Source organism: Rhodobacter sp. NTK016B (assembly GCF_017303295.1).
Taxonomy (GTDB): domain Bacteria; phylum Pseudomonadota; class Alphaproteobacteria; order Rhodobacterales; family Rhodobacteraceae; genus Pararhodobacter.
The window spans coordinates 1-277 of sequence record NZ_JAFKOK010000055.1 but is presented as its reverse complement, the minus strand read 5'-3'; the positions used below and the strand labels follow the sequence as shown (position 1 = coordinate 277).

The window sequence follows — 277 nt, the reverse complement described above, 5'->3', positions numbered from 1 at the left end:
CCGATCTGGGGCGGGCTGGTAATCGCGCTTTTTGGACTGATTTACTTGGTGTTGCCAGGGCTGGCGTCGCCGCCTGTCGGGGGCTCTGCGCTGATGATCATCTCGGGCATTGCCTGGGGATTTTATTCACTATTGGGGCGGGGGAGTGCTCAGCCTGTGGCCAATACCATGAACAACTTTGTGCGGGCGGTGCCTTTTGCCCTTGGGGTGAGCTTGGTGAATCTTTCGCAGGTACAGCTATCGGGAGAGGGGGTGCTGCTGGCCGTGCTCTCGGGTG

1 pseudogene is annotated in these 277 nt (G+C 59.9%); it reads left to right on the top strand.

From position 1 onward, the window contains the following. Positions 1 to 277: pseudogene (locus JI664_RS23675) on the top strand (EamA family transporter); the annotation flags it as partial.